Below are 7455 nucleotides of genomic sequence, written 5' to 3'. Positions count from 1 at the left end.
TCGTTGGATCAATGATACGAGCTATAGTGTTCTTCTCCATGGACCCGTGGTGATCACCAGGATTACGAAAGATCACGACTTTATCAGTCGCTCTGGTCAATCACAGCGTATCCGCTATTCCATTAGTCTCTTGCCCTTTTTGAATGGCGGAAAACCGCAAGGACAAACTCAGGTGGGACAAAAATGAGAGAGGGACAAACTCCATGAAGATACCAGAAAAGCATGTTGTTGTAGAGCTGGAGGATATGAGTCTCGATCTCATCTGCTTTCAGCATGCCATGGCTGTGTTAGGAGACAGATCTCAAGTTGGGGCACTAAACGGCTATTGTGAAGCCACACTGGAAGCCAATCCAGAGATTGCCAAATATGGTGTGCTTTTACCGCGGGGCTTAACGGTTATTCTGCCTGAATTCGCACTTCACAATTCCCAAAGCACGGTGAAGCGGCTATGGGATTAATGCGCACACACCCTTTTATTGTGGTCAAGGTGGGAGATAAACCTGTTCACGCGGTTTTTTACCAGCGTCTTTTAACGGCAACTATTACCGATCATGCCGGCAATGAAGCCGATACATTTGAAGCAGAATTTGATGACAGTGGCAATGATTTAGCGCTTCCCTCCAGCAACAGTGCACTACAGGTGATCTTTGGCTATGAAAACAGCATCAGTGCTTTTATGGGGCGTTTTGTTGTCGAATCAGTTGTGAGTTGTGGGGGCAGTGAGGGAGAGATTTTACGCCTTTGTGGCAAAAGCGCCTCGATGCGTAAAGAACTCAAAGAACAAACCAGTGAGCATTTCGACCACCAAACTGTTGGTGAGATTGTCGAAACACTCGCCAAACGCCATGGCTATCAAGCAAAGGTCAGTCCCCAGTTCACCAAAAAACCTTTGTCTTATGTGGTGCGTACAGATCAATCGGCGATTGATTTTTTAACCCGCCTTGCCGACCGCATGCAGGCACGTTTTTTGATCAAGGATAATAAGTTTTTATTTTTAAGCGGCGATAACTTACCAACACTCGACATCCATAAACACGACTGTTCCAACTGGGAATTTACCCTCGAGCCACGTACGCAATATGGCACCATTGAAGCTGCTTATTTTGATCGCACAAAAGGGCAGCAAAGCCAAGTCAAGCATCAGACAGGATTTAGCGGTCCCGTGCGCCGTTTGCGCGGTTGTTACACTTGTGAGGAGGAAGCACAAGCTGCTGCTGCCTCCGAGTCGGATAGGCTGTGTCGTGCTGTGGGCAGTGGTTCTTTGTCACTTGCGGGGCGTCCAGAAATCATGGCGGACCAACCTCTTTTATTGCAAGGGTTTCGAGGCGAAATCAATGGCCCATGGAAAGCTGCAACCGTGACTCATCGCTATGAAAAGCAAAGCGGCTATACCACAGAAATAACCCTAGAAGCGCCAAATCAAGGAAAAGAGGCATGAGAAAATTAAACGTGTTAGAAACAGAAAATCCAAGAGATAATTTTGCCCCTTCTTTTCGGCAACTTCCCCATAATATTGAAGCAGAACAAGCGTTGCTCGGGGCAATCATGATCAATAATGATGCTCTTGAGAGCGTTTCTGATTTTCTCAAACCAGAACATTTTTTTGAAGCCTTGCATCAAAGGCTTTTTAATATCATCTTACAAATTGTTCAAAAGGGAAAAGTTGCAGATCCGATTACCATGAAGCCCTTTATTGCAAATGATGAGAAAATTGGAGATATCACAGTCTTTAATTATGTTGTTCGTTTAGCCAAAGAAGCTGTCACAATCATCAATACTCAAGATTACGGACAGGTTATTTATGATCTGTTTATTCGGCGCTCTCTAGTTAACCTTGGCACTCAAATTGTGAATAGTTCTTTTGATTCTCCTCTAGAACTTACCCCCTCTAAACAAATTGAAGCGATTGAAAATCAGTTGTTTGCATTGGCAGAGAAAGGCAAATATGGAGCTGGTTTTGAAAACTTTGATAGAGCCATTGCAAAAGCACTCAACATGGCAAGCGCTGCAAAAAAGCGTTCCTCACAGCTTTCTGGAATGGCAACCCATATTAAAACCCTTGATGAGAAAATGGGCGGGTTGCAACCATCTGATTTGATTATTCTAGCAGGGCGTCCCGGTATGGGTAAAACGTCCCTTGCAACCAATATTGCCTTTAATATTGCCAATGCTTGTAAGCGTGATAACAAAACACAAGAAAATGAAGGGGGCATAGTAGGATTCTTCTCACTTGAAATGTCATCTGAACAGCTTGCAACTCGTATTATCTCAGAACAAATAAAGGTTTCTTCTTCTGATATGCGTCGTGGTAATATCTCAGAAGAGCAATTTACCAACATCATTTACGCAATGCGTTCCTTACAAACAATCCCTCTTTATATTGATCAAACGGGTGCTGTATCCCTTGCACAATTGTCCGCCCGTGCAAGGCGTCTTAAACGACAACATGGTCTAGATGTTTTGATAATTGATTATATCCAACTGATGACAAGCGGTTCAAAGCGTTCTTCTGAAAACCGCGTTCAAGAAATTACAGCCATTACTATGGGTCTTAAAGCACTTGCAAAGGAACTCAATATTCCCATCATTGCGCTTTCGCAATTATCGCGACAAGTTGAAAACCGAACAGATAAACGTCCACAACTTTCCGATTTACGTGAATCAGGTTCAATCGAGCAAGATGCCGATATTGTGTTGTTTGTTTATCGTGAAGAATATTATCTCAAAAATGAAGAACCCAAAGAAGGCGCTCCTGAGTATCACAAATGGAAAGAGGCAATGGAGCAAGCTAAGGGCAAAGCCGAGGTTATCATAGCCAAACAACGCCATGGACCAACAGGAATCGTCCCTTTGGCTTTCCAATCTGACTTTACATGCTTTAGTGACCTAACGGATAACGACAACTTTCCAGAAATATCCGCTTGAGCTCAAAATAATGATCCGATGATTGAGAAGCAAAATCCCATAGATTCTCACAAAAAATGACGAATCTTAAAACAACCTTTGAAAGGTCTTTGAAGACCCTTTGAGAACCCCTTAAAAACTCTTTAAAACAAAATAAATTGGTACAAAACCTAGTGGCAAAATATACAAAACCTGCCGACAAGCTACACTCTTTAAAACAAAATAAATTGGTACAAAACCTAGTGGCAAAATATACAAAACCTGCTGGCAAGCTACATCAATATACAAATTATGGAGCGGGCGATGGGATTCGAACCCACGACCCCAACCTTGGCAAGGTTGTGCTCTACCCCTGAGCTACACCCGCTCACCGATTCGAAACATATTTTGCTTCAGACGCTGCTTGTATGGCGTAGCCTTATCAGAATTGCAACAAAAAAATAACATTTCAGTTTTATTTATTTGTGAATGTTTCAAAATTAAAAATAAAGATTGATTTTGGAAATACTCTCCAATAAATTATCCCCTCTTTAATTGTTGCAAAAGAGGGGCGGAATAAAATGTCGAAAATAGTGAATATATGTATTGCAATTGCAACTGTTTTTATCATGAATAGTTTTGCAAAGGCGGGAGATCACGTTAAAGTTGCAATTACACAAATTATGATACACCCTGCTGCGGATGCTGTGCGCAAAGGAGTGATTGATGCCCTTGCAGAAAATGGCTATAAGCAAGGTGAAAATTTCGAACTCACTTTTTTATCAGCACAGGGCAATATTTCTACAGCAACGCAGGTTGCACGTAAATTTGTTGGTGATAAACCTGATGTCATTGTCGCTATTAGTACGCCTTCAGCACAAACAGTGTTTGCGGCCACGAAAACCATTCCTGTCGTTTTTGCTGCGATTTCTGATCCGATAGGAGCAAAAATAGTACCTTCACTTACTAAACCTGGCGGTAATATAACGGGAACTTCTGATCGTATAAATGTTGCAGAAAGTCTTAAGCTTTTGCAGGAAGTAAAACCAGATTTGAAAAAAATTGGTTATCTTTACAATGCTTCTGAAGCTAATTCTGTTTCAACACTGAAGATGTTAAAAGATGTAGCAGATAAAGCTGGAATTGAAGTCATTCCTTCATCGGCGCCTAAACCCTCTGACGTTCAGGCAGCAACACGGGCTTTGGTTGGTAAAGTGGATGTTATTTTTGTTCCCGCTGATAATACTATTCTTTCTGTTTTAGAAGGGGCAGCAAAAGTCACACAGGAAACAAATACGCCTTTATTTACTGTTGATGCTAACACTATAGGACGGGGACCTTTTATGACACAGGGCGTGAATTTCTATGATGTCGGCGTTGAAGCTGGGAAGTTGGTTGTGCGTATTCTAAAAGGTGAAAAACCTGGCGATATTGATGTTGTGCAGGCAGCTAATAATGATATCCGTATTGATATGAAAGCAGCTAAAAAAGCTGGTATCGTTATTCCGCAGGCACTTATTGAACGCGCGACAAAGATTATTCAATAAGCTTCCATAAACATGATGTTGATACAGTAAGTACTTAAGTTTTCATGGGGGTGGTCTTTGGATGAATATATTTGCGTTTTCTGGTGCTGTAGAATTAGGTCTTATTTATGCGTTTGTTGCAATTGGAGTTTATCTCTCATTTCGCGTTTTAGATTTTCCTGATTTAACTGTCGATGGTTCGTTTCTTCTTGGATCATGTGTTTGTGGTGTTTTGATTCTTTTAGGTTTCAACGCCTGGACAGCTATGGCATGCGCTTTTTGCGCAGGTATGGTGGCCGGTTTAGTAACAGCTTTGCTGAATTTGCATGTTGGTATTTTAAATCTTTTGGCTTCCATTTTAACAATGTCAGCGCTTTATACAGTGAATCTTCGTATTATGGGAATTATGGGGGGGTCTAATGTTAATTTAGCACTTGCTGATACCGCTTTAACTCCCTTTTATAATATGTTTGGCTTGCCGGATATTTTTGTGCGCCCTCTTTTTGTTGGTTCTGTATTATTGGTTGTGGCATTTTTGATTTGGCGGTTTTTAGAAAGTGAGATGGGCCTTGCTATGCGCGCAATGGGAGCCAATCCACGTATGGCTACAGCGCAAGGGGTTCATACGTCGGCGTTAATTTATTTTGGCATGGGTCTTTCAAATGCCTGCGTTGCACTTGGAGGCTCCCTTTATATCCAAACCGCAATTGCTACTGATATTACCGGTGGAGCTGGTACGATTGTTTTCGGTTTAGCTGCTGTTATCATTGGTGAAACTCTCTTTCGTACGCGCAATATTTTTTGGATTATTGTCAGCTGTATTGTAGGATCTGTGCTTTATCGCGTGGCAGTGCAGTTCGCGTTTGAGGCACATGGGATTGGTATTGATACATCGACGGATCTTCAGTTGATCACTGCGCTTTTGGTGGTTTCAACTCTTGCTGTATCGCGCTATTGGGGGAGGCGTAAACATGATTGAATTCTCTCATGTCGGGGTTACTTTTAAACCACAAACGCCTTTGGAAAAACAAGCCTTAATTGATATCAATCTCAAAATTGATCGGGGTAGTTTTGTTACCATTATTGGGTCAAATGGTGCTGGGAAATCAACTTTGCTTAGTGTTTTAGCGGGCGCAATTCTTCCAACACAAGGAAAAGTGGTTATCAATGGGCAAAATGTTTCTAGGCAATCAATAAGTGAGCGTGCTGGGAAGGTTGCCTGTGTTTTTCAAGATTCGTTAGTGGGAAGCTGTGGTTCTTTGACAATTGAAGAAAATTTGGCTCTTGCAGCCCTTCGTGGGAGTCGCCGTGGTTTGCGTTCCGCTTTAAATCATGAAAAACGGCAATTTTTTCGCGAGGAAATTGCTCAATTAGGCATTGGTCTTGAGACGTGTATTCATAATCCTATGGACAGTTTGTCAGGTGGACAACGTCAAGCGGTTTGTCTGGTGATGGCTACTTTAGCACATGCGGATGTTTTATTGCTTGATGAGCATACTTCAGCATTAGATCCAGGAATGGCTGATTTTGTGATGCGGTTGACAGAAAAAATTGTTGAAGAGAAAAAATTAACAACTATTATGGTGACGCATTCTATGCGTCAAGCTCTTGATCATGGAGATCGCACACTGATGTTGCATGGGGGGAAAGTGATTTTGGATGTGCGTCAAGAAGAACGTAAAGGGTTGAATGTGAGTGATCTCATAGGTATGTTCCAAAAGGTTCGTGGTGAAGTTCTTGATGATGATGAACTCTTAATGGATTAATATTTTGGCTCAGAAAAAAGCGCATGAAGTTGATCACTTTCTAACGCGCTTCTCGCGTGCTTTTCCTATTGTTCTCATTTATGGACCTGATCGCGGTCTTGTTTGCGAGCGTGTAAAGCGTTTTGTTAAATGCACAAAGATAGATGTAGATGATCCTTTTTCTACTGTTCGTCTTGATGCTGGTGAAATTGATAAAGATCCTGCTCGATTGGTAGATGAGGCACGCACTTTATCGCTTTTTGGTGGTGATCGTTTGATATGGGTGTCTAACGGCGCCAATCAAAAAAATTTCCTTACAGCTTTGAAGCTTTTAATCAAAGAACCACCAGAGAAAAGTTTTATTCTCATTGAAGCAGGCGATTTGAAAAAAGGAACTGGGCTTCGTAGTGCTATTGAGCCGGCATCAACAGCGATGGCTTTGCCTTGTTTTGCCGACGATATCCGTGCTCTTGATACATTAATTGATGAAGTCTTGGGGCATTTTAAGATGACCCTTTCTTTGGATGCGCGCAAGTGGTTGCTCCATCATTTGGGAGCGGATCATCTTGTTTCGCGTGGTGAATTGGAAAAACTCTGTCTTTATGCTTTGGAGAAAAAACATATTACTCTTGAGGACGTGAAAGCTGTTGTGAGCGATGTGAGTGCGCTTTCTCAAGATGAGGTAATCGATGCTATTTTACTGGGAGATGTGCGAAATTTTGAAGTACATTTTAACCGACACGCAAGTCTGCAAAGCACTCTTTTTTTTATTTTAAGTACTGCGCAAAGGCATTTTCAGCAATTACAGCTTTTGCGTTATCAAGTAGATGTTGAAGGGAAAAGCGTTTTTACAGCGGTTTCTCAAGCGCAGCCACCAATTTTTTTTCAGAGAAAAAAAACAGTTGAACGTGCCTTGAGCTATTGGGGCGGAGAGCAAATTTCTTATGCAATGGAACGAATCCAACGTGCTGTTTTAGATAGTCGTAAAAATCCGCTTTTGGGTGAGGCTATCATTCGTCAAGCCTTGTTGGGATTGGCAATTGTTGCACGACGCCAAAGGGCTGCTTAAAATATTAAACACTATTGGGAAAGTGCTTATTTTAAAAACCTTGGAAGTTTTTTGAAATAAATTTTTCTCTTATAAGATTATTAGTTTTTTGTGTTTGTGTATTTGATAAAAGACTAACATCATTTTTATCGATCAACTTTTCCGATAAAAAGAATTTTAAAGGTGTTATTGTTATCCACTTGTCTTTGTTGATAGAGCGCGTTTTCTTCATACTTGCTTGATTTATGGTATC

The 7455-nt window shown here is 41.4% G+C and carries 7 protein-coding genes, 1 tRNA gene and 1 pseudogene; 8 read left to right on the top strand and 1 reads right to left on the bottom strand.

Annotation, left to right across the window (positions count from 1 at the left end):
• The 4 genes and pseudogenes from ABD915_RS05260 to ABD915_RS05245 all read left to right on the top strand — a co-directional run.
• Window positions 1–187, top strand: a pseudogene (locus tag ABD915_RS05260) (phage tail protein); the annotation flags it as partial.
• 16 nt (window positions 188–203) lie between these two features.
• Window positions 204–458 carry a tail protein X gene (locus ABD915_RS05255; protein ID WP_345116149.1) on the top strand — a complete coding sequence of 85 codons (255 nt, stop codon included), beginning with the start codon at window positions 204–206 and terminating at the stop codon, window positions 456–458.
• On the top strand, window positions 458–1438 hold the full coding sequence (locus ABD915_RS05250; protein WP_345116147.1) for a phage late control D family protein: 981 nt from the start codon (window positions 458–460) through the stop codon (window positions 1436–1438). Before ABD915_RS05255 ends, ABD915_RS05250 begins: the two co-directional genes overlap by 1 nt.
• Complete coding sequence (locus ABD915_RS05245) at window positions 1435–2925, top strand: replicative DNA helicase (protein WP_345116144.1); 1491 nt, start codon at window positions 1435–1437, stop codon at window positions 2923–2925. Before ABD915_RS05250 ends, ABD915_RS05245 begins: the two co-directional genes overlap by 4 nt.
• 271 nt (window positions 2926–3196) lie before the next feature.
• On the opposite strand, the gene ABD915_RS05240 is transcribed toward ABD915_RS05245, so the two are convergent.
• Window positions 3197–3271 (bottom strand) — tRNA-Gly (locus tag ABD915_RS05240).
• Between the two features lie 193 nt (window positions 3272–3464).
• On the opposite strand from ABD915_RS05240, the gene ABD915_RS05235 reads away from it, so the two are divergent.
• The 4 genes from ABD915_RS05235 (at window position 3465) to holA (ending at window position 7223) form a co-directional block, all read left to right on the top strand.
• Window positions 3465–4430, top strand: a complete 966-nt coding sequence (locus tag ABD915_RS05235; protein ID WP_345116141.1) for an ABC transporter substrate-binding protein — start codon at window positions 3465–3467, stop codon at window positions 4428–4430.
• 61 nt (window positions 4431–4491) lie between these two features.
• Window positions 4492–5388, top strand: coding sequence for an ABC transporter permease (locus tag ABD915_RS05230; protein ID WP_345116139.1), 897 nt, complete (start codon window positions 4492–4494; stop codon window positions 5386–5388).
• Window positions 5381–6175 carry an ABC transporter ATP-binding protein gene (locus ABD915_RS05225; RefSeq protein ID WP_345116136.1) on the top strand — a complete coding sequence of 265 codons (795 nt, stop codon included), beginning with the start codon at window positions 5381–5383 and terminating at the stop codon, window positions 6173–6175. Before ABD915_RS05230 ends, ABD915_RS05225 begins: the two co-directional genes overlap by 8 nt.
• 4 nt (window positions 6176–6179) lie before the next feature.
• Window positions 6180–7223: a DNA polymerase III subunit delta gene (holA, locus tag ABD915_RS05220; protein WP_345116133.1), complete on the top strand. Its 1044-nt coding sequence runs from the start codon at window positions 6180–6182 to the stop codon at window positions 7221–7223.
• Window positions 7224–7455: the final 232 nt, after the last annotated feature.

This window comes from Bartonella jaculi (assembly GCF_039543045.1).
Taxonomy (GTDB): Bacteria; Pseudomonadota; Alphaproteobacteria; order Rhizobiales; family Rhizobiaceae; genus Bartonella; species Bartonella jaculi.
Note: the sequence above shows the minus strand (reverse complement) of the source record. Positions and strands in the feature narration are given on the sequence as shown.